Below are 23067 nucleotides of genomic sequence, written 5' to 3' on the forward strand. Positions count from 1 at the left end.
AGTTAAGCTTCTTAGCGCCAAGAGTAGTTGGGGGTCGCCCCCTGCGAGGGTAGGACGTTGCCATGCTAATAATAAATTTAAAAATGTGCTAATCTAACTGATTAACACATTTTTATGTATATGACCCGTTGGTCAAGTGGTTAAGACACCGCCCTTTCACGGCGGTAACATGGGTTCAAATCCCGTACGGGTCATTTTCGCCGGCTTAGCTCAGTTGGTAGAGCATCGGTATCGTAAACCGAGGGTCACAGGTTCGACTCCTGCAGCCGGCATTAGTGGTTGCAAAATTGTTTTATGTAGTAGTAAAAGAGTGTGGTGGCGATAGCAAGAAGGATACACCTGTTCCCATGTCGAACACAGAAGTTAAGCTTCTTAGCGCCAAGAGTAGTTGGGGGTCGCCCCCTGCGAGGGTAGGACGTTGCCATGCTATTAAAAATAAAACAATAAAATTTTACGACCGTTGCTGAATATAAAAAAAGGTGTTGTCACAAAGTGACAACACCTTTTTTTATAGTTTTATTTCTCATTACAAAGGAAACACGGTTCCTAAAATCACTAAATCCGTAGGCATTACGTTTAATAATTTTCAATTTATTGTTAGTCCCTTCCTTCAAGTAGGCTATTAGAATAAGGATAGTTAATAGCGTTTTTCACATAGTCTTCATGTTAAATTAAAATGAGTAAACAATTTTTTTAAAAAATTGAATTCAAGTTTTATTAAATGCATGCATAAGTGCATTGTAAATGTGAAATTGATCGTAAACAACTATGGCGTTCGGGAATAACAAAGTTCTCGTAAACTTGGGATACGTATAGTTTATATAAGTAACGATTACTTTAACGTTTTCGCGTGCTTCTAAAATGAACCGGATAAAATACTTAGTCACTTGATAGATTGTTCTAGCAAAAATAGCAGATACTATAGAGCATTTTTTGTTACACTATTACTTAATAATGGATATAAAATTTTTCACATATTAGAAAGACGTTAAATGATAAAACAAGTAGTAAATGATGAGATATAAGTAAAAATTTGATTTGACTATTGATATATATACATTGTATAATGTGTAATGCATTAAAATACATATACTAGATTTATATCGGAGGAAGTCCATGAAAAATAAAGATACGGCCTTTTTTGGTCATCCTAGAGGATTATCAACACTATTTTTTACAGAAATGTGGGAGCGATTCAGTTATTACGGAATGCGAGCAATTCTTTTATACTATATGATTTCAGAAGTGGATGGGCTTGGTTATAATCAAGCTACAGCCATGTCAATTATGTCCATTTATGGATCATTAATTTATTTATCAGGTGTCATTGGAGGTTTCGTTAGTGATCGCCTTTGGGGTAGTAGAAAAACAGTGTTTATTGGTGGAATACTAATAATGCTAGGACATATTGTTCTTGCAACACCCTTTAAATCAGTTGCTTTATTCATATCTATCGCGTTAATCGTATTGGGAACAGGGTTGTTAAAACCTAATGTTTCTGAAATGGTTGGTGGATTATACAATAGTAAGGATCCAAGACGTGATTCTGGTTTCAGTATCTTTGTATCTGGGATTAATATTGGTGCTTTGATTGCACCGTTGCTAGTTGGATGGGTTGGTCAAGAATATAATTACCACGTTGGATTCTCATTAGCAGCTATTGGGATGTTTTTCGGCTTAGTTCAATATTACTTTGACGGAAGAAAATATTTAACAAAAGATAGTTTATATCCTAATGACCCTATTCAACCTAACGAATTATCAACTATTCTTAAAAAATCTTCAATCGGTGTTATAGCTTTAGCTTTAATTTTAGTTATCATGTTCCTATTTAAATCATTAAATATTACGAATGTCATTCTTTTAATCACAATTCTTGCAGTTATCATCCCTGTCTATTACTTTACAATGATGTTAACAAGTAAGAAAACAACAAAAATTGAACGATCAAGACTTACAGCGTATATTCCGTTATTTATTGCCAGTATCTTATTCTGGTCAATTGAAGAACAAGGTTCAGTTGTTTTAGCAATGTTTGCGTCAACTAGAACGCAGTTAAGTGCTTTTGGGTTCACTTTCCCAGCTAGTTTCTTTCAAAGTATGAATCCGTTATTCATATTAATCTATGTTCCAATATTTGCTTGGTTATGGGTTAAATTAGGATCGAAACAACCTAGTTCTCCAGCTAAATTTTCAATTGGTCTAGTATTTGCTGGAGCATCTTTCCTTTGGATGATGCTCCCTGGTGTTCTTTTTGGAACAGATACTAAAGTTGGCCCATTATGGTTAGTTGCAAGTTGGATGATGGTTATGCTTGGTGAAGTTTTGGTTTCTCCAGTTGGCTTATCAATTACTACTAAACTTGCACCAAAAAGTTTTCAATCTCAAATGATGAGTGTTTGGTTCTTGAGTGATGCTGTTGCTCAAGCATTGAATTCACAAATTGTTCGGTTATACACACCCGCTACTGAATCAATGTACTTTGCTGTAGTTGGTGGAATTACTGTTGCCTTTGGTATTATGTTGAGTTTCTTTATTCCAAGAATTCATAAATTAATGGAAGGCGTTAATTAAATAGATTTTTAATGAAAGATATGTTAATTTTAATTAACATATCTTTTTTTGGAGGGAAACATGACAATTATTGCAACTAGTAGTGATAATCACTTTGATATTAATAAAGTTGATGTGGATATAATTATTGATGAACAAGTAAATTATCTATTAGCGAAAAATATTGAGTATTATCTTATTACAGGAGATTTATTTAATGATTTTAATAAAACGATTGATTATATTATTAGACTGAAAAGAAAGTTAAATAATAAAATTGTTGTCTTATTTATTGCAGGTAACCATGACATGGTTAAAAATATAACATTTGATGAGCTAGAAAGTGTAGTGAATGATTCTTATCTCCATAATCAATATTTGGATATCTCCGGCACTGAATGGCGTATTATAGGTAATAATGGATGGTACGATTACAGTTACTCAAAACAGCTAAAACGGTCTGATAAAGAAATGCTACATTGGAAAACAAACTATTGGATCGATCGTAAAATTGTTCAACCAATGCCAGATGTCGAGAGATTTAAATTAAGTTTAAGACAAACTGAAAAATTATTGAGTGATGCGAAACAATTAAATAAAAAAATAATATTTATGACTCATTTTGTACCTAATGAATTGTATATTAAAATTAATAATGATAATCGTTTCTGGAACGTTGCAAACGGCATGTTAGGTAGTCAAAAGATGGGAGATCTGTTAGAATACTATAAAGTAGAAAAAGTTTTATTTGGGCACCTCCATATCAAACATGATCCTATTCAAATTAATGAAACGACGTATTATACGAAGCCAGTGGGATATGGGCGGAAAAAATATAACGAATGGACGAAAAATACGTTCTTCGATGAGTGGAAATTTACGTTACAAATAATTAATTTAAAATAATTGAAAAAAAAGCTTGATTTTTAATCCATTTATTTGTATGATAGTTAAGTCGGATAAAGCTGATATGGAAGAGTAGCGAAGAGGCTAAACGCGGCGGACTGTAAATCCGCTCCTTCGGGTTCGGTGGTTCGAATCCACTCTCTTCCACCATTATTTTATAATATTGGGTTATAGCCAAGCGGTAAGGCAACAGGTTTTGATCCTGTCATGCGATGGTTCGAATCCATCTAACCCAACTAGCTAAAAGCAGATACTTAGGTATCTGCTTTTTTGTTTTATTTGTTATTTTATTTTTTTTTGCGGTATGATGGAGATAGTAATTAAATATAATAATTGAAATGAGGAAACTATGAAAATTGGATTTATTGGAGCTGGTAATATGGCTCGAGCAATTATTGAAGGTTTAGTAGAAGCAGAATTTATCGCGCCAAAAGAAATTTTGGTACACAGTGCAAGAGAGTCCAGCTATGTACCTTATGCTGAAGCTAATGGCTTTACAGCGTTAGGTAGCAATGCTCAGGTGGTTAGTGAGGCTGACGTTGTTTTTCTTGCTGTTAAACCAATTGTCTTAGGTATGGTTTTAGCAGAAATTAAAGAGTCAGTGAAGGAATACAAACCTATGCTAATTTCTATTGTATCAGGTGTTTCAATCTCTGAAATTGAATTAGAATTAGATAATCATTCAGTTGGTATTTTAAGAACAATGCCAAATGTTAACGCAACGGTTTCCGAAAGTATGACTGCGTTAGTCGGTAATGATATTTTGACAGATAAACAAATGAAACAAGGTACTGATTTATTTGATACTATTGGTGAAACGATGGAGATTGCTGAACGCGATTTTAGCACGTTTGTTGCTCTTGCTGGTAGCTCACCAGCATTTATTTACTTATTTATTGATACGCTTGCACGTGCAGGCGTTAAATATGGCTTACCAAAAGATAAAGCAACTAAGATTGCTGCTCAAGCTGTACTAGGCAGTGCAAAAAAGGTCTTAGCTACTGATGAAGTGCCATGGAAATTAATTGATGAGGTTTCATCTCCGGGTGGCACAACTATTGCTGGATTGCTTGCAATGGAAGAGGCTGGATTTATGAATTCTATTATTAAAGCAGTTGATGCAACTGTGGCTAAAGACAAAAACTAAATTTGATATGACCTTGTTTTTTTGGTCTATACCGATTATACTAAGTTTATAAATTGAAGGGATGGCGGATAAGATGAGTATTGTTTTAAAACATGCAGTTATCTACACGGGTTCAGAAAAAATTGAAGATGCATATATTCGATTTGATAAACAAATTAGTGCAATGGGGCCAATGAGCGAATACAAAGCTTTAGCCTCTGATGAGGTTAGAGATGTAGAAGGGAAAATTATTGTTCCTGGATTTATTGACGTTCACAGCCATGGTGGATATAGTTTTGATGCTATGGATGGTGATTCTAAACAAATTAATGAAATGGTTACCGATATGATTCACGAAGGTGTTACGACTTATTTCGCAACGACAATGACCCAATCACATGAAAATATTGCTAATGCTATGGTTGGTATCAAAAAAGCCGCTGAAGTGAACCCTGTTATTCAAGGAATTCATCTTGAAGGACCATTTATTTCTCCTGTTTTTAAAGGCGCACAGCCTGAAAAATATATTGAGGCACCTGATACAAAGTTATTTGATAAATGGAATGAATTATCAGGACATATGATCAAATTAGTGACTTATGCACCGGAACATAAAACGTCACCTGAATTTGAAGAGTATTGTATCAAGAATGGTATCGTACCTTCAGTGGGCCATAGTAACGCTACTCGCGAAGAAATGAAACATTCTCGAGCAAGTCATGTCACTCATTTATACAATGCACAACGCGAATTTAAGCATCGTGAACCAGGTGTAACTGGACATGCATTTTTAGAGGATAATATTTATACAGAAATTATTGCTGATGGTTTTCATATTGTGCCAGATATGATTAAACTAGCCTATGATTTAAAAGGACCTAAACGTATTGAATTAATTACTGACTCGATGCGTGCTAAAGGAATGCCTGAAGGCTTAAGCGAACTTGGCGGGCAAAAAGTTATTGTTAAAGACAAACAAGCAAGATTAGAATCTGGTAATTTAGCAGGCTCTGTTTTACAATATCAAGATGCATTTAAAAATATTATGAAATTTACTGGTTGTGGTATCGAAGAAGCTGTATTGATGAGTTCTGTCAATCAAGCTAGGGAATTCAATTTAACATCAAAAGGTGCTATTGAAATCGGAAAAGATGCTGATATGAACTTATTTGATGCTAACATGCAACTAGAAAGCACATATAGCTTTGGACGTAAATTTTAATAAAAGGTTAGGAAGGTAATTGTTAATGGGATCTCCCATATATATTCAAATTCATAATGAAATGAAAAAAACAATTGAATCTGGTGAATGGGAAGTTGGCAATCGTATTCCGGCTGAACGTGAACTTGCTGTTGTATTTGGTGTCAGCAGAATGACGCTTAGACAGGCAATTCAAACCTTGGTAGATGAAGGTATTCTAGAACGTCATGTTGGTGATGGAACCTACGTTGCTCGTAAGAAGGTTCAAGAAAAGATGTCAGGTGTGACTAGTTTTACTGACCTAATGGCTGAACAGGGAAAAGTGGCTTCAAGTAAGACGATCACTTATCATGTTACAACGCCTTCATTAAGTGAAATTGAAAAGTTACAATTGATCGATGGCGAACTAGTCTTACGAATGGAACGAATTCGTTATGCTGATGGTTTACCGATTTGTTTTGAAGTTGCTACGGTTCCTAATAAATTAGTTGAGGGTTATAGTAAAACTGAAATTACGAGCTCTTTATATCGAACATTGGAAGAAAAAGCCAATTTAACATTGGGAGGGGCACAACAGACAGTGTCTGCTATGTCAGCTGCTGAAAGCATAGCGGATTATCTATCAATCAAGCGTGGTGAAGCGATTTTGAGGCTTCGTCAAGTTAGCTTTTTGAAAAATGGTGAACCTTTTGAATATGTTCGGACACAATATGTAGGGAATCGCTTTGAATTTTATCTAGAAAAATAAAGTTTAAGAAATTATTAATTGCTCTCTTTCAACCATATCAATGGATGAGATAGAGTAATTTTTTTTTTGAGAAATCTGTTCGATTGACATCAATTTGAGATAACGCTATATTATTTAAGAGCAAAAAATAAATTATCTGAAGGGGTTTTAAGATATGTATTTATTAGTTAATATTTTCGGTGTTGCCATTTTTATTTTAGTTGCATTTGCGTTTTCCAAGAAAAAGAGAGAAGTCAATTGGAAATCAATCGCAATTATGGTCGTTATTAATTTATTTTTAGCTTGGTTCTTAACAAAATTCTCATTAGGACGTGATCTTGTAGAAGGCGCGGCTAATGGGTTTAATTGGCTAATGCAGGCCGCATATCAAGGTATTCAATTTATGGTACCCGCTATGCCTAAAGTAACTGATATGGGATTTTTCATGAGTGTTCTATTACCAGTTATTATGATTGTGCCATTGTTTGATATTTTAACGTACATTGGCGTTCTTCCATTTATTATTAAGTGGATTGGCCGTGGGTTATCAAAAATTACAGGCCAACCAAAATTTGAATCATTTTTCTCAGTAGAAATGATGTTTTTGGGAAATACTGAAGCATTAGCTGTTTCAAGCCTTCAGTTGAAACTAATGAAATCAGAACGGAACTTAACTTTGGCAATGATGTCAATGAGCTGTGTGACGGCTTCAATCATTGGTGCTTATACAACAATGATGCCAGGTCAATATATCTTAACAGCTGTTCCAATTAATATTATTAATGCTATTATTATAACAAGTATTTTAAATCCAGTTGAAGTAACAGAAGAAGAAGATACTATTGCTGAAATGACAGGTAGTAACTCAAATGATTTAGAAACTTCTGAATCAGATAATAAAAGAGAACCCTTTTTCGCTTTCTTGGGTGATTCAATTTTGGGTGCTGGTAAGTTAGTCTTGATTATTGCAGCAAATGTTATTGCTTTCGTTGCTTTAGCAGCCTTGATTGATAATATTCTTGGATTAGTTAATCCAAATTTATCACTTGAAAATATTTTAGGTATTATTATGTTCCCATTTGCTTGGTTAATGGGATTCAATCCTTCAGATGCTTTCGAATTAGCACGTTACATGGGTACAAAATTAGTAACAAATGAATTTGTTGTTATGGGACAAGTATCAAGTACGATTAACTCATTTGCACCTCATTACAAAGCTGTTTTAACTGTTTTTGTTACATCGTTTGCAAACTTTTCAACAATTGGAATGATTATTGGTTGTTTCAAAGGAATTGTGGATAAAGAAAAAAATGATGTTATCGCAAGAAACGTTGGTTACATGCTATTATCTGGTATTCTAGTTTCATTATTATCAGCGGGTATGGTTGGCGTTTTCGTTTGGTAATATAACAATATGTAAAAAAGAACTAAGAAATTTTTAATTTCTTAGTTCTTTTTTTTATGTCCTCTAAATTTTTCTTTGTATATTAGTAATAAGTAACGTGGAATAGCTAGCATTCGAATAAAACGAGTCGGTTCTTGGAATAAACGATAAAGCCACTCAATATGATGATTTTGCCAAAATTGTGGCGCACGATTCACAGTACCCGCTAGAACGTCGAAACTACCACCAACACCCATCCAGATACTATCAGACACTTGGCGATTACGCTGAATAAATTCCTCCTGATTTGGAAAACCTGTTGCAACAAAAACAAAATCAGGCTGAGATATTTTAATGTTACTTACAATATCCTGATCATTTTTGAAATAACCATTATGAAATCCGACTAAATTAATGTTTGGATAATCAGACTTAATCGTTTTGGCAACTTTTTGGATGACCGTTTCGGCTGCACCAACTAGGTATATTGATTTTTGATGACTATTAGCCCATTTAAGCAGGCTCATTAAAGTATCATAGCCAGTGATTCGTTCGGGCATTGGAGTCCCTAAAATTGCTGCGCCTTTGATAATACCAATACCATCTGGTGTAACGTAGTCAGCTTGGTTAAGAATCTTTTTATAATCTGGGTGTTGTCGTGCAAATAGAACAATTTCTGGGTTGGCTGTCACGATAAATCGATTTAGATGAGCTATCGAATCAGTCGCTATCTGAGTTAAAAAAGCGTCATTAGTTGTATTAATAAATTCGATATCTAATATTTTTGTTTTTTTAAATTTATTTGGCATAATATGTCCTCACTTTTTAAACTTTGTCTCATTATAACAGAAGATAAATTTAAAATAAGTATTGAATATGACGGATTACGGAAAAAATGGTAAAATGTAGATTATAATTTGTGTGCTGGAAAAAATTCTAGTAGTGCATTCATTTTAAAGGAGAAACATCATGGTAAAAAATTACCCAGATGATAGCTATACGTTACATACGGACGTTTATCAGATTAATATGATCCAAACTTACTGGGAAAAAAATATTCATAATCAAAATGCTGTATTTGAAGTTTTCTTCAGAAATTTACCATTTTCTAATGGCTATGCGATTTTTGCAGGCTTAGAACGAGCTATTAATTATATTCAAAATTTAAAATTTTCAGAGACAGACATTGCGTATTTAAGAGAAGTGGCAGGATATCCAGATGATTTTCTTGCCTATTTAAAAGATTTTCATTTTCGTGGCACAATCAGGTCAGCTGTTGAAGGGGAAGTTGTTTTTAACGGCGAACCCATTGTCCAAATAGAAGGTCCTTTAGCAGACTGTCAATTAGTAGAAACGGCATTACTTAACATCATTAATTATCAAACATTGATTGCAACAAAATCAGCTCGTATCAAAGCTGTAGCCGGAGATGATGGTGTGTTAGAATTTGGTACAAGACGAGCACAAGAATTTGATGCAGCTATTTGGGGAACACGTGCAGCTTATATTGGTGGATTTGATGCAACTAGTAATGTCCGAGCAGGTAAAATATTTGGTATTCCTATCAGTGGAACGCATGCGCATTCATTAGTTCAAGCATACAGAGATGACTATGATGCTTTTATGGCTTACGGAACAACGCATCGTGATTGTGTCTTTTTAGTTGATACATACGATACGTTAAAAAGTGGTGTGCCAAGTGCAATTAAAGTTGCTAAAGAGTTAGGTGATAAGATTAATTTTGCCGGCGTACGAATTGATAGTGGGGATATGGCTTACATTTCGAAACGCGTTCGTGAACAATTAGATGAAGCTGGATTTACAGAAGCTAAAATTTATGCCTCAAATGACTTAGATGAAAAAACAATTACTAATTTAAAAATGCAAGGAGCTAAAATTGACGTCTGGGGCGTTGGAACTAAACTAATAACTGCCTATGATCAACCCGCCTTAGGTGCAGTTTATAAATTAGTAGCCATTGAAGGTGGCGATGGTAAAATGGTTGATACAATTAAACTCAGTAATAATGCAGAAAAAGTATCAACACCAGGTAAGAAACAAGTATGGCGTATTACTAATAAAGTTGATGGTAAAACTGAAGGAGATTACATTGCACTATCGGATGAGGAACCTCAGAAACAAGACTCACTTTATATGTTCCATCAGCAGTATACCTATATTAATAAGTTGGTAACTAACTATAATGCACGACCAATTTTACAAGATATATTTGTTGAAGGTGAACTGGTTTATAATCAGCCAGAATTGGATGCTATTAGAGAGTATTCAAGAATTCAGTTAGATGGGTTATGGGAAGAATATAAACGTGAATTAAATCCACAAGATTACCCTGTCGATTTATCACAAAAAGCTTATGATAATAAGATGGCTATCATCCAAAAAATTAGAAATAATATGAATAATATTAAATAAGGGGTGTTAATCTTGACTGACTTACAAAAGAAAATTATTGAAACTTTGAAAGTGAAATCAAGTGTAAATATTGCAGAAGAAATTCGTATGAGTATTGATTTTATGAAAGCTTATTTATTGAAACATCCATTTTTAAAATCTTTAGTTTTAGGAATTTCTGGTGGACAAGATTCAACACTTGCTGGGTATTTAGCACAACAGGCTATTCGTGAGTTACGTGAAGAAACCGGTGATAGCAATTATCAATTTATTGCAGTTCGACTACCATACGGCAATCAATCCGATGAATCTGATGCATTAGATGCTATAAAATTTATGCAGGCAGATCAAGTGGTTCGTGTAGACATTAAAGGTGCTACCGATGAAATGGTAATAAGCTTAATGGCAAACAATCTTGAAATTTCTGATTTTAATAAAGGTAATATCAAAGCTCGTCAGCGCATGATTGCTCAATATGGGATTGCCGGGGCAAAGTCAGGTGCGGTTGTGGGAACTGACCATGCTGCAGAAGCAATTACTGGATTTTATACTAAATATGGTGACGGAGGTGCTGATATTACACCACTTTGGCGTTTGAATAAGCGCCAAGGTAGAGAGATGTTAGCTTCGTTAAATGCGCCGGAACATCTGTATTTAAAAGTACCAACAGCCGATTTGGAAGAAGACCGTCCAGCGCTACCTGATGAAGTTGCCTTAGGAGTTACTTACGATAATATTGATGATTATCTTGAAGGAAAGGTAGTTTCAAAAGAAATTAGTGATAAAATTGAAAATTGGTATTTAAAGACAGAACACAAACGACATCTGCCAATTACTGTTTATGATTCTTTTTGGAAGTAAATAGTTGCGTAAGCTGTTTCATTTCAGTTATAATTAAAGAAATCATAGGGGAGTAACTGGCGGTTATCCGCGGCAATGTCACCAACAAGAAAGTTCTTTTTCTGGTATTGCCTTAAATAGTGAGACTTATGTATGTTTAAAGTTCTGCAACATACATAGGTCTTTTTTTGTATTTTGTGAAACTATTATAAGGAGGATTACTATGACAAAAAGGATTTACGCACAATCAGTTGACGAAGTTTTAGCAGGCCAAAAGACAGATTTGGCAGGGTTAACAACCCAAGAGGTTAAAGAAAGAACAGACAAGTATGGATTGAATCAGTTGTCAGAAGGTAAACGTAAAACAATATTACAAAAATTCTTTGATCAGTTTAAAGATTTCATGATAATCGTTTTAATTGTGGCTGCGTTAATTGCGGCATCATCAGGTGAAGTTGTGGACGCAATTATCATCATGTTAGTTGTTGTTTTAAACGCTGTATTCGGTGTTTTTCAAGAATCTAAGGCTGAAGAGGCAATTAATGCGTTAAAAGAAATGTCGACACCTAACGCAAATGTAAAACGAAATGGGCAAATTGAAACTGTAAAAAGTGAAAATTTAGTACCTGGAGATATTGTTTTACTTGAAGCAGGGGATGTTATTCCAGCAGATTTACGTTTAACACAGATTGCTTCTCTTAAAATTGAAGAATCTGCTTTAACTGGTGAATCAGTACCTGTTGATAAAAGTTTAAATTTATTAAATGATGAAGATGCTGGTATTGGCGATCGCCATAATATGGCGTTTATGAATAGTAATGTAACTTATGGGCGTGGTGAAGGAATCGTTGTTGGAACAGGGATGAACACTGAAGTTGGACGTATTGCAGGAATGCTCAATTCTGCCGATGAAATGAAAACACCACTACAAGATAATCTTAACCAATTAGGTAAAACATTAACTATTTTAATATTAATTATTGCTGTTATTGTTTTCTTCGTTGGTCTACAAAATGGAGATAATAGTGTCATTGATATGTTGTTAATTGCGATTTCATTAGCTGTAGCTGCAATTCCAGAAGGATTACCAGCTATTGTTACAATTATTTTAGCACTTGGAACACAAAAGATGGCAAAAAGAAATGCGATTGTTAGAAAATTACCAGCAGTTGAAACACTTGGTAGTACTGACATTATTGCATCAGATAAGACGGGTACATTAACGTTAAATCAAATGACTGTTGAAAAAATATTTATAAATAATGAGTTATTAGATGCCGATAAGGTGGAAACAAATTTAGAAAGTCCACTATACCAGGTGATGTCTTTCAGTAATGACACAAAACAAACATCTGAGGGCAATTTAATTGGTGACCCAACAGAGACGGCTCTAATTCAATATCATTTAGATCATGGATTAGATGTGGATGCATTATTAAGCAGTGAACCTCGAGTTGCTGAAGTTCCATTTGATTCAGAACGTAAATTGATGTCAACAATTCAAAAAAATGAGGATAAATCTTTTTTTGTTGCTGTTAAGGGTGCTCCCGATCAACTATTAAAACGGGTAACACGTTATATTGAAAATGGCGAAATTAAACCGATAACTGATGCACAGCTAGATTATATTATGACTAATAATCATGATATGGCAACGCAAGCATTACGCGTGTTAGCATTCGCGTATCGTGAAATGCCTGCAATTCCAGCGGTATTAGATTCAGAAACTGTGGAAAATGATTTGATTTTTGCTGGATTAGTTGGAATGATTGATCCAGAGCGACCAGAAGCTGCTGCTGCAGTTAGCGAAGCTAAGAAAGCCGGGATCCGTCCTTTGATGATTACAGGCGATCATCGCGATACTGCCGAAGCTATTGCAGTTCGATTAGGAATTGTTGAAGCTGGACAACATGAAGCAATTATTTCTGGTTCTGAATTAGATGATTTATCAGACTCAGAATTTGAAAATAAGGTTGAACAATATTCTGTATATGCAAGGGTATCGCCTGAACATAAAGTGCGAATTGTTAAAGCATGGCAGAAAAAGAATCAAGTGGTTGCTATGACTGGTGATGGTGTGAACGATGCGCCAGCTTTGAAATCGGCTGATATTGGAATTGGGATGGGTATTACAGGAACTGAAGTATCTAAAGGTGCTTCAGATATGGTTCTCGCTGATGATAATTTTGCGACAATTGTTTTTGCTGTTAAGGAAGGACGAAAAGTCTTTTCTAATATTCAAAAATCAATTCAATATTTACTTTCTGCAAACTTAGGTGAAGTATTAACCTTGTTTGTTATGACAATGATGGGTTGGAGTATTTTGGCACCAGTCCATATTTTGTGGATTAACTTGGTAACAGATACATTTCCCGCAATTGCACTTGGTGTAGAACCTGCTGAAAAAGGATTGATGGATCAAAAACCACGTGGACGTAAATCAAACTTCTTCTCTGGTGGTGTGATGCCAAGTATTATTTATCAAGGTATCTTAGAAGGGGCTATAACATTATTTGTTTATTGGTTGGCTTTAACGTATCCTGTTCATATGGGTGATAAATTAATTCATGCAGATGCTTTAACAATGGCTTTTGCAACATTAGGATTAATTCAGTTATTCCATGCATTCAATGTTAAATCAATCCATGGGTCAATCTTCAACCGTAATATCTTTAAAAATGTGACGTTTAATTGGTCAATTTTGGCATCATTTGCGTTGCTCGCAGCAACTATTTTAATCCCCGGATTAAATAAAATGTTCCATGTTAGCCATTTAGATATGTATCAATGGGGTATTGTTTTAGCGGGATCATTCTCAATTATTGTGATTGTTGAAATTGTGAAGCTTGGCCAACGATTATTCAGAAAAAATAAATAAAAGGAAGTTTATATCTTGAAAAAAAGAGTTAATGTAAATTATTATATCAATGCGTTAAATGATGTTGCGCAAGCAACTGAAGAAATGGGTAATTCTTTAAATGATCATTACGAAGTAATGGAAAAAGCCATTACTGCAGGTGACTTTTCTATTGTTTCAGATGATGAATTCACAACTACTAAAGAAAAATTTGTTGAAGGTACAGCAAGTTACCAAGAAAATTTAAGCAAATTAGATGATTTACAAGTACCCATTCCTGTTTTGGGAAAACATAAAAAATTAATTAGTGGTTATCGTACTTTTGTTGAAGGTTGCGATGAGATGACAAGTAGTATTAATGTTGAGAAACATCTTGTCGAGGTTGATGCATTTAAAGCTTCAGAAGAAAAACAAGATAAAGGAATGACGCAAACAACTGATATGATGCAACGTATCATGCAACAAATTTTAGGTTAAATTTAATTAAAGAGATTGATATTAGGAATGGTTGTACTGACGCCTATTATTAGTCTCTTTTTTATGAACAAAAAATATTCGAATTGAGGTCGTTATCATGGAAAAAAACATTATGCCGTTAGTATTAAAAGAGCTAAATCAGTATCGAGAAAAACAAATTAACGCAGTTTTAGGGATGCTTGATGAAGGAAATACTGTTCCATTTATTGCACGATATCGAAAAGAAAGAACAGATAGTTTAGACGAAGTTCAAATTCGTGAAATTGAGACAACTTATAAACATGTTGAGAGTTTAGAAAAACGTAAAGCAGAAGTTATCCACATAATTGAAGAACAAGGTAATTTAACAGAAGCTTTAAAAAATAAAATTAGTTTAGCAAAAAAATTGCAACAGATTGAAGATTATTATTTACCTTTTAAACAAAAACGTCGTACTAAGGCCACTATTGCCAAAGAGGCTGGATTAGAACCATTTGCCAAATGGTTGTTGACATTCCCCCAAACAGCAGCTGAAATTAATCAGAAAGCAAGCACATTTATTAATGTTGATGCTGAAATTTTAACTGAAGAAGACGTTTTTGCTGGGGTACATGAAATTTTAGCTGAAGCATTTGGTGAAAGTGCCGAATATCGTGAGTGGATTCGTAAAGTAACTCAAAAAGATAGTTTGTTTGAAGCAAAAGTTAAAGCTGAAGAAAAAGACGAAAAAGGTATTTATCGTGATTACTATGAGTTTAGTGAATCTTTAAAATCAGTCGTTCCGCATCGTGTACTGGCAATTAATCGTGGTGAAAAAGAGGGAATCTTAAAAGCTTCCGTTGTTGTACCAGAACAAGCAATTATGACATTTATGCATTTTAGAATTATTGGGAAAAATAGTGGTGACGCTGTACCAATCATTGAAAATGCGTATCAAGATAGTTATAAACGCTTTATTAAACCATCAATTGAGCGTGAAATTCGTAAAGGTATGACAGAGGTTGCTGAAGAACAAGCTATTAATGTGTTTGGGGATAACTTATACCATTTACTTATGCAAGCACCATTAAAAGGGAAAGTTGTTTTAGGTTTTGATCCAGCCTATCGAACAGGCTGTAAGTTAGCCATCGTGGATGGTACAGGTAAATTCTTAGACAAATTGGTAATTTATCCACATAAACCTGCAAATGGTGAAAAACGTGCCGCAGCTGCTGGACAATTTAAACAGTTCCTTGAAAAATACCAAGTTGAAATGATTGCAATTGGAAATGGAACAGCAAGTCGAGAATCTGAACAATTTGTTTCAGATATTTTAAAAGAAATCGAACGGCCAATTTTTTATGTCATTGTAAATGAGGCTGGGGCATCGGTTTATTCAGCTAGTCAAGCAGCTCGTGATGAATTCCCAGAACTTCACGTTGAAGAACGCTCTGCTATTAGTATCGGCCGTAGATTGCAAGATCCTTTGGCTGAATTAATTAAGATTGATCCTAAATCTGTTGGAGTCGGTCAGTATCAACATGATGTTGCTGAAAAAAAATTGGATGCACAGTTAGATGTCGTGATTGAAGATGCTGTGAATAAAGTTGGGGTTAATTTAAATACAGCTAGTTCAGAGCTATTAACAAAAATTTCTGGATTAAATTTAACAATTGCTAAAAATGTTGTTACTTATCGTGACGAAAATGGTAAATTTACGAAGCGTCAACAACTTAAGAAAGTACCACGCTTAGGACCAAAAGCTTATGAACAAGCAATTGGATTTTTACGTATTGTTTCTGGGGATAACATTTTAGATAATACTGATATTCATCCTGAAAGTTATCCACTAACAAAGATTTTGTTGAAAGAATTGGGGATAAAAATAACTAATTTGGGTAAAACTGAGACAAATGACCAATTAGCACAGACAAATGCTGAAAATTTGGCACAAGTTGTGGGTAGTGGTGTGGAAACAGTAGCAGATATTCTAGCTAGTTTACAAAAACCAGGCCGTGATTTACGTGACGATATGCCGGCACCGTTACTACGACACGATGTGTTAACAATTGAGGACTTAGAACCCGGCATGTCATTACAAGGAACCGTTCGGAACGTAATTGATTTTGGTGCGTTTGTAGATATTGGTGTTAAACAAGATGGACTTGTCCACATTTCACAATTAACAGATAAGTTCGTTAAGAAACCAAGTGAAGTGGTTGCGGTTGGGGACATAGTTACAGTGTGGGTAATGGAAGTTGATTTGAAACGTAATCGCGTTCAGTTAACAATGAAACGACCAACGGATAAATAAGATGACTGATTTTGAATTAACAGCTTTAGTTCAAAACTTATCCACAACTTTTTTTAAGCAGCCATTTATCCACAAAGCAACATTTAATAAAAGACTACGAACGACGGGTGGACGGTATCGATTAAATGACCATAATATTGAAATTAATCCTAAAATGCTGACGGAACATGGTGAGGATATTTTAATAGGTGTTATCAAGCATGAATTATGTCATTATCATCTGCATATTGCTAAAAAGGGTTATCAACATCGTGATCATGATTTCAAACAGCTACTGACAATTGTAGGTGGTAGCCGGTTTGCCCCTCTTGGTCCAAAACAGGCTAAAAAGAAAAGAGTTATTCACTATCAATGCTCTAATTGTGGACAACAGTATCAACGACAAAGAAAAATTAACCTGTCACGCTACGTTTGCTCGAAGTGTCGAAGTAAGTTAATTTTAATGGAATACTAATTTATTTTAAATGGGACTTGTAACAAGGAACAATTTTTGCTACAATTATGATTGTTCTTGCGAGTATGGCGGAATTGGCAGACGCGTCAGACTAAGGATCTGGTGGGATAATATCCCGTGATGGTTCGAATCCATTTACTCGCATAATAGTTTTACTTAAAAGCACTCGACCTTGTTACTATGGGGTTTAGTGCTTTTTTTAATGAAAGATTGCCATACTGGCGTATTATGAAATTAAAGAATTATTAAGCGTTAATTATTTTGGTGTCTTAATTTTGCGATTATTGATAAAATAGAATGAATTAAACTTAACGACTGGGAGAATGGGTAAATTGAATAATTATGTCAAAATAAAAAATATGGCACATTTTGTGCCGGAACGAATTGTGACAAATAATGAATTAGCTAAATTTATGCCAACCTCGGATGAATGGATAGTGGCGCATACTGGGATTAAAACACGACACTATGCAATTGATGAAAATACATCAGATTTGAGTACAAAAGTAGCAAATGAACTTTTACTTAAATCTGGGTATGAAGCCACAGATATTGATTTAATTATTATTTCCACAATTTCGCCAGACGCCTTAACACCATCGACAGCTGCGATTGTTCAAGGAAATATTGGCGCAATGAACGCCTTTGCTTTCGATATTAGCGCTGCTTGTGCGGGATTTATATTTGCTATGAGTACCGCAGAAAAGTTTTTACGTACAGGGCAATACAAACGGGCAATTGTGATTAGTGCAGAAGTTAACTCAAAAATGATGGATTTTAAGGATCGAACAAGCGCTGTATTTTTTGGAGACGGTGCAGGTGGTGCTCTTCTTGAAGCCTCAAATAATTCAGCGGATGAAAGCTTTATTGCTGAAAAAATAGAAACAAATGGGCAAAAAAAGGATGTTATTCATAGTGGACGTATTGAACCATTAAGTGATGTTAATGAAGATAATTATCCAACAATAGATGCATTTTTCCAAGAGGGACGAGATGTGTTTGAATTTGCTACAACAGTTGTGCCTAATCAGATGAAACAATTACTTAAAGATAATAAGTTAAAAACAAGTGATATTGATTTGGTTGTTTGCCATCAAGCAAATTTAAGAATTATTGAAACAATTGCTGATGAGTTAGGGATGCCAATTGAAAAATTTGCAACAAGTGTTATTCATCACGGAAATACATCTTCAGCCGGGATTCCAATGGCCCTAAATGAAGCAATTCAACAAGGGTTTACGGGTGGTACAGTTTTATTAACTGGATTTGGAGCTGGCTTAGCATATGGAAGTTTACTAATAAAAATTTAAGGTGTGTGCAAATTAATGAAATTTAATGAAATTAATCAATTATTAGATAAAATTGCGACAATGCCATTTTCTCATGTTGAAATTGAAGATGGTGACTTTAAAGTAGTTGTAGATCAAGAAAAAACAGCCGAAAAAATAAAAGTAGCAACAAATATACAAGAAGATGATAGTGACACCATTTTTATCGTTAAAAGCCCACTTGTTGGGTTAGTTCATTTTGATAAAATGGGAACAATTGGGACTAAAATTATTAAAAAGCAGGTTATTGCTCAAATTGAAAGTATGAAATTATACAATGATATCCAATCGCCAGTGACAGGTATCGTACTTGAACAACTAGTAGATGATGGTGAATTAGTCGAATTTGATCAAGAGTTACTTAAAATTAGAATAGATGGATAGGTGAGTCATTTGTTTCGAAAAATTTTAATAGCGAATCGTGGAGAAGTGGCTGAACGAATTATTCGCGCTTGCCAAAAATTAAATATACAAACGGTCGCTATTTATTCAACAGTGGATGCACAAAGTCGATTTGTTGAACTTGCTGATGAAAAAATTTGCATTGGGCCAGCCTTAGCAAAAGATTCTTATTTAAATCGAGAGAGTATATTGATGGCAGCATTAAGTTTAAATGTTGATGCAATTCATCCAGGATACGGGTTTCTATCAGAAGATGCGCATTTTGCACAAATGTGTATGGAATGTGGTATTACTTTTATTGGTCCGGAAGCGGAATTAATCCAGCAACTAGCAGATAAAGATAAATCTCGTTTGTTAGCAATTGAGAAAGGGGTACCCGTTATTCCTGGATCTGATTTAATTACTTCTAACGAAGAATTGATTGAGCAAGCAAATAAAATTGGATTCCCACTATTAATTAAAGCTTCACATGGCGGAGGCGGCAAGGGTATCAGAGCAGTTGAAAGGAAATCTGATTTGTTATCTGGCGCTGAGATTGTTCAGCAAGAAGCAAAGGCTTCTTTTGCTGAGGGAAGTTTTTATCTTGAAAAAAAATTGATAAACGCGCGGCATATAGAAGTGCAAATTATCGGTGATGGGCACCATGTTCAAGTGTTAGGAAATCGGGATTGTAGCTTGCAAAATCACCGACAAAAAGTGATTGAAGAAAGCCCATCAGTTGTCTTAACTAGTGAGCAACAAAGCCAACTCTACTATTTTACGCGTCAGTTAATCAAAAATTTACATTACGTTGGATTAGGAACTGTAGAATTTTTATTTGCGAATAATCAATTTTATTTTTTAGAAATGAATACACGATTGCAAGTCGAACATGGTGTTACTGAAGAAACTGTTAAAATGGATGTTGTTCAACAACAGTTGTTAGTTGCTGAAGGTAAAGAAGTATTGAATAATGATGTAGAAATGAATGGACATGCAATCGAATGTCGATTATCCTTAATTCCAAGTGTGAAAACTAAAATTACATGTTTTGATTTTCCTAAAGATATTCGAATTGAAACGGGTTATGGTGTCGGTGACACCATCTCTGCTTTCTATGACGGACTATTAGCAAAAATTATTTGTCATGCTGAAACGAGAGAATTAGCTATTTTAAAAATGCAAAAATCACTTGAATCAATTTATATTTCAGGAATTGAAACTAATTTAACGCAATTAAAAATAATTATAAAATCACAAGAATTTATTGAAAATACCATTTCAATTGATAGCAAAATTTAAAGGCGGTGGCGGTAATGAGTCATTATCCAAAGACAAATCAATGGCAAAAGTGCCGAAATTGTGGGACGCATTTACATGAAAGTGAATGGGCACCTTATTTTATTTGTCCTAAATGCCAAACTTATAAACGCTTGACTGCTATGGAGAGAATTGCTATTTTAACAGATGAAAACGGTTTTGAGGTAATAAATGTAGCAAATAAAACAGAAAATAAAGCACAATTTCCAGGTTACTCAGAAAAACTGGAACGTGCTAAGCGTTCAACGACATCTGATGAAGCCGTTATTGTCGGTGAAGGTAGCATTGATCAACAACCATTGATTTTAGCAGTAATGGATAGTTTTTTTATGATGGGATCATTGAATACGACGGCAGGGACTAGAATTAAGTTAGGGATGCAAGTCGCATTAGATAAACGACTGCCATTTGTAATCGTTACTGCTTCTGGTGGTGCAAGAATGCAAGAGGGAATTTATTCGTTATTACAAATGAATTCGATTCTTTACATGAAACAAAAACTAGATAATGCAGGGTTATTAGTCATGTCCCTATTGACGGATCCAACAATGGGTGGTGTCAGTGCTAGCTTTGCACTAAATAACGATATTGTATTAGCTGAAAAACAAGCTAAAATTGGCTTTGCTGGTGAAAGAGTGATTAAACAGACGACAAATGAAAAGCTACCTGCTAATTTTCAAACAGCAGAAGGTTTATATGAAAATGGATTTGTTGATCAGGTTATTGATCGGAAAAACATAAAACAGATTCTTAGTCAGCTACTACTATTACACGTGTGAGGGGATATTAAAAATGGACTCAGATTTTTTAAAAAAAGTTCGATCGAATGATAGATTAAGTGCTAAATTTATTATTTCTAGTCTATTTGATGTGTTTTTCGAAAATCATGGTGATCGAGTTGGCGAAGAGGATGCTTCCATTATTGGTGGGATTGGACTTTTTCATAAGTGCCCAGTGACAGTTATTGGCATTAATCGGGGCGTAAATTTAGAAGAACGTTTAGCCTATAATTTTGGTGCCGTGAAGCCAAGTGGGTATCGAAAAGCAATGCGATTACTAAATGAAGCTGAAAAATTTAAGCGACCTGTTGTAACGCTAATTAATATGCCCGGCGCAGATGCCAGCGTTAAATCAGAACAAACAGGACAGAGCTATATTATTTCTGAAATGATTTTAAAAATGGGTGCATTACAAGTGCCGAATATTGCCATTTTTTTAGGTGAAGGTCAAAGCGGTGGTGCACTGGCTTTAGCAAATGCAAATGCTATTATGATGGTTGAAAATAGCTTATTTTCAGTAGCATCTCCAGAAGCCGTTAGTGCTATTTTGAAGAAAACTAATCCAAATGAGATTGAAACAAGTTTGCCAATGACGGCTACTGAGTTATTTAATATTGGATTGATTGATGTGGTATTGCCAGAAACTAATCAGGCAGCAACAATAAGTCTAATGGACAGTAGTCTAAATGAATTGCTGAAGAACCTAGCGACTAAATCATCTAATGAACTTATTGAACAAAGAGAAATGAAATACCAAAAGTTTTTAGAAAATTGGTAAAAAAGAAACGGACCTCAAATTTTAATTGAGGTCCGTTTCTTTTTTATATCTATTTATTTAGAGAGTTGCTGTTCTAAACTAGTAAAGGCTTGTGTTGATTTGTTTAAACCTAATTGAGAACGAATAGCATTTGAGACGCGTTTCTTTTCAGTCGATGTTGGAACTTCATATGAAAGACCATCAACATCTGTACTTACTCCTTGCAAGAAATCAGAGTGAATTGATTCTGTAGCGGCGCTGTAGTTTGTTTCTACTGTGAGCATATCATTAAAACTAAGATCAGTTACCATGTTTCCGTCAATTGTTTTTAATAATTTTTTGTAGTTTGCGAGTGAATTTACAGATTTAGCTTTTCCGGTAATTGCTGTAATAATCTGTTTTTGACGTTTTTGACGGCCATAATCACCTAGTGGATCTGAATGACGCATTCGCGTATAAGCTAAGGCTTGTTTGCCGTTTAAATGGATTGTCTTACCTTTTTTATAATGAGTTCCTTCAAGTTTAAATGAAAGTAATGGTTTGACATCAACACCACCAACGGTATCAACAATTTTCTTTAATCCATTCATGTTAATTAACATATAATAATCAATTGGGATATCTAATAAATTTTGAACAGTATTAACAGCAGATGTTGAACCATCTTTGCCACCATAGGTATAGGCACTGTTTATTTTTGAAGAGCTTTCATCACTTCCGTCAATTTTAACTTGAGTATCACGAGGAATACTTGTTAAGGTAGTTTTATTTGTTGTTGGATTAACTGTTGCAACGATCATTGTATCCGTGCGTCCTGTATCACTTCGACCAAGTGCGCCAGTATCAGTCCCCATTAATAGAATTGAAAAAGGTTTTTTCTCACTCAAAATACTGGAAACATTTCTTAATTTTTTTGCTTTGGTTTTCTTGTAAGTTTTTGCGACGGTATCTTCAGTATGTGTGAATACTGAATAGGCATATACACCTCCAGAAGCAATACCTAAAATCATAATTATCAATAGTGTCCACAGTATTGGATGCTTATTTTTATTGCTTTGAGAACTGCCTTTTATTGGAGATGGCATTCCCAAGTTATTATTTTTAGCCATATTTATTCATACCTTTCATTACATTAATTAAGCTGATTATACGATAAAAAAAGGGATAAAAAGCAAAAAAAATTTTTTCTTACGGTATTATTAAATAATTGAAAAAATGTAAAAGAATGAAAAGGACAACTTTGATTAATTAAGTAATGTTAAATCAGTGAAAAACGACTAATTGTATTACGCT

General features: G+C 34.5%; 21 protein-coding genes, 5 tRNA genes and 1 rRNA gene. 23 read left to right on the forward strand and 4 right to left on the reverse strand.

Annotation, left to right across the window (positions count from 1 at the left end; translation table 11 throughout):
* Window positions 1-122 precede the first annotated feature (122 nt).
* The 3 genes from AC1RPY_RS06525 to rrf all read left to right on the forward strand — a co-directional run bounded on the left by AC1RPY_RS06525 (window position 123) and on the right by rrf (window position 427).
* A tRNA-Glu gene (locus AC1RPY_RS06525) sits at window positions 123-194 on the forward strand.
* A 5-nt stretch (window positions 195-199) separates the two neighbouring features.
* A tRNA-Thr gene (locus AC1RPY_RS06530) sits at window positions 200-272 on the forward strand.
* 39 nt (window positions 273-311) lie between these two features.
* Window positions 312-427, forward strand: a 5S ribosomal RNA gene (gene rrf / locus AC1RPY_RS06535).
* A gap of 58 nt (window positions 428-485) precedes the next feature.
* Here rrf and AC1RPY_RS06540 read toward each other — a convergent pair.
* Both AC1RPY_RS06540 and AC1RPY_RS06545 read right to left on the reverse strand, forming a co-directional pair.
* On the reverse strand, window positions 486-614 hold the full coding sequence (locus AC1RPY_RS06540) for a transposase (protein WP_481761864.1): 129 nt from the start codon (window positions 612-614) through the stop codon (window positions 486-488).
* Between the two features lie 93 nt (window positions 615-707).
* On the reverse strand, window positions 708-923 hold the full coding sequence (locus AC1RPY_RS06545; RefSeq protein ID WP_481761913.1) for a transposase: 216 nt from the start codon (window positions 921-923) through the stop codon (window positions 708-710).
* A 193-nt stretch (window positions 924-1116) separates the two neighbouring features.
* Here AC1RPY_RS06545 and AC1RPY_RS06550 point away from each other — a divergent pair, with 193 nt between their 5' ends.
* The 8 genes from AC1RPY_RS06550 to AC1RPY_RS06585 all read left to right on the forward strand — a co-directional run bounded on the left by AC1RPY_RS06550 (window position 1117) and on the right by AC1RPY_RS06585 (window position 7918).
* Window positions 1117-2574 carry a peptide MFS transporter gene (locus tag AC1RPY_RS06550; protein ID WP_481761865.1) on the forward strand — a complete coding sequence of 486 codons (1458 nt, stop codon included), beginning with the start codon at window positions 1117-1119 and terminating at the stop codon, window positions 2572-2574.
* A 60-nt stretch (window positions 2575-2634) separates the two neighbouring features.
* The gene (locus tag AC1RPY_RS06555) at window positions 2635-3459 is read left to right on the forward strand and encodes a metallophosphoesterase (protein ID WP_481761866.1); all 825 of its coding nucleotides are present in this window, start codon (window positions 2635-2637) and stop codon (window positions 3457-3459) included.
* A gap of 66 nt (window positions 3460-3525) precedes the next feature.
* A tRNA-Tyr gene (locus AC1RPY_RS06560) sits at window positions 3526-3609 on the forward strand.
* Window positions 3610-3623: 14 nt separating this feature from the next.
* Window positions 3624-3695: transfer RNA gene (locus tag AC1RPY_RS06565), tRNA-Gln, on the forward strand.
* 113 nt (window positions 3696-3808) lie between these two features.
* Window positions 3809-4606 (forward strand): pyrroline-5-carboxylate reductase, encoded by a 798-nt coding sequence (gene proC / locus AC1RPY_RS06570; protein WP_481761867.1) that lies wholly within the window; start codon window positions 3809-3811, stop codon window positions 4604-4606.
* Window positions 4607-4679: 73 nt separating this feature from the next.
* Complete coding sequence (gene nagA, locus AC1RPY_RS06575; protein ID WP_481761914.1) at window positions 4680-5807, forward strand: N-acetylglucosamine-6-phosphate deacetylase; 1128 nt, start codon at window positions 4680-4682, stop codon at window positions 5805-5807.
* A 25-nt stretch (window positions 5808-5832) separates the two neighbouring features.
* Window positions 5833-6534, forward strand: coding sequence for a GntR family transcriptional regulator (locus tag AC1RPY_RS06580; protein WP_481761868.1), 702 nt, complete (start codon window positions 5833-5835; stop codon window positions 6532-6534).
* A gap of 154 nt (window positions 6535-6688) precedes the next feature.
* Window positions 6689-7918: a NupC/NupG family nucleoside CNT transporter gene (locus AC1RPY_RS06585; RefSeq protein WP_481761869.1), complete on the forward strand. Its 1230-nt coding sequence runs from the start codon at window positions 6689-6691 to the stop codon at window positions 7916-7918.
* Between the two features lie 41 nt (window positions 7919-7959).
* On the opposite strand, the gene AC1RPY_RS06590 is transcribed toward AC1RPY_RS06585, so the two are convergent.
* Window positions 7960-8706, reverse strand: a complete 747-nt coding sequence (locus AC1RPY_RS06590) for a WecB/TagA/CpsF family glycosyltransferase (protein ID WP_481761870.1) — start codon at window positions 8704-8706, stop codon at window positions 7960-7962.
* Between the two features lie 160 nt (window positions 8707-8866).
* On the opposite strand from AC1RPY_RS06590, the gene AC1RPY_RS06595 reads away from it, so the two are divergent.
* The 12 genes from AC1RPY_RS06595 (at window position 8867) to accA (ending at window position 21795) form a co-directional block, all read left to right on the forward strand.
* Entirely contained in the window at window positions 8867-10330 is a 1464-nt protein-coding gene (locus AC1RPY_RS06595) for a nicotinate phosphoribosyltransferase (RefSeq protein WP_481761871.1), read from the forward strand.
* Window positions 10331-10342: 12 nt separating this feature from the next.
* On the forward strand, window positions 10343-11170 hold the full coding sequence (gene nadE / locus AC1RPY_RS06600) for an ammonia-dependent NAD(+) synthetase (protein WP_481761872.1): 828 nt from the start codon (window positions 10343-10345) through the stop codon (window positions 11168-11170).
* Between the two features lie 202 nt (window positions 11171-11372).
* Entirely contained in the window at window positions 11373-14027 is a 2655-nt protein-coding gene (locus AC1RPY_RS06605) for a cation-translocating P-type ATPase (protein WP_481761873.1), read from the forward strand.
* A 15-nt stretch (window positions 14028-14042) separates the two neighbouring features.
* Entirely contained in the window at window positions 14043-14483 is a 441-nt protein-coding gene (locus AC1RPY_RS06610; RefSeq protein ID WP_481761874.1) for a hypothetical protein, read from the forward strand.
* A 97-nt stretch (window positions 14484-14580) separates the two neighbouring features.
* The gene (locus AC1RPY_RS06615) at window positions 14581-16755 is read left to right on the forward strand and encodes a Tex family protein (protein WP_481761875.1); all 2175 of its coding nucleotides are present in this window, start codon (window positions 14581-14583) and stop codon (window positions 16753-16755) included.
* A gap of 1 nt (window position 16756) precedes the next feature.
* Entirely contained in the window at window positions 16757-17209 is a 453-nt protein-coding gene (locus AC1RPY_RS06620; RefSeq protein ID WP_481761876.1) for a SprT family protein, read from the forward strand.
* Between the two features lie 59 nt (window positions 17210-17268).
* Window positions 17269-17353 (forward strand) — tRNA-Leu (locus tag AC1RPY_RS06625).
* A gap of 179 nt (window positions 17354-17532) precedes the next feature.
* Window positions 17533-18519, forward strand: coding sequence for a beta-ketoacyl-ACP synthase III (locus AC1RPY_RS06630; protein WP_481761877.1), 987 nt, complete (start codon window positions 17533-17535; stop codon window positions 18517-18519).
* Window positions 18520-18534: 15 nt separating this feature from the next.
* Window positions 18535-18921 carry an acetyl-CoA carboxylase biotin carboxyl carrier protein gene (locus AC1RPY_RS06635; RefSeq protein WP_481761878.1) on the forward strand — a complete coding sequence of 129 codons (387 nt, stop codon included), beginning with the start codon at window positions 18535-18537 and terminating at the stop codon, window positions 18919-18921.
* A gap of 9 nt (window positions 18922-18930) precedes the next feature.
* The gene (locus tag AC1RPY_RS06640; RefSeq protein ID WP_481761879.1) at window positions 18931-20220 is read left to right on the forward strand and encodes an acetyl-CoA carboxylase biotin carboxylase subunit; all 1290 of its coding nucleotides are present in this window, start codon (window positions 18931-18933) and stop codon (window positions 20218-20220) included.
* 14 nt (window positions 20221-20234) lie between these two features.
* The gene (locus AC1RPY_RS06645) at window positions 20235-21017 is read left to right on the forward strand and encodes an acetyl-CoA carboxylase carboxyltransferase subunit beta (protein ID WP_481761880.1); all 783 of its coding nucleotides are present in this window, start codon (window positions 20235-20237) and stop codon (window positions 21015-21017) included.
* Between the two features lie 13 nt (window positions 21018-21030).
* Window positions 21031-21795 (forward strand): carboxyltransferase subunit alpha, encoded by a 765-nt coding sequence (gene accA, locus AC1RPY_RS06650; RefSeq protein WP_481761881.1) that lies wholly within the window; start codon window positions 21031-21033, stop codon window positions 21793-21795.
* Window positions 21796-21848: 53 nt separating this feature from the next.
* Here the strand turns inward: accA and AC1RPY_RS06655 are convergent, their stop codons facing one another.
* Window positions 21849-22883 (reverse strand): LCP family glycopolymer transferase, encoded by a 1035-nt coding sequence (locus AC1RPY_RS06655; protein ID WP_481761882.1) that lies wholly within the window; start codon window positions 22881-22883, stop codon window positions 21849-21851.
* Between the last annotated feature and the right edge of the window lie 184 nt (window positions 22884-23067).

The organism is Dellaglioa sp. CoH-56-MRSF-12 (genome assembly GCF_056782075.1).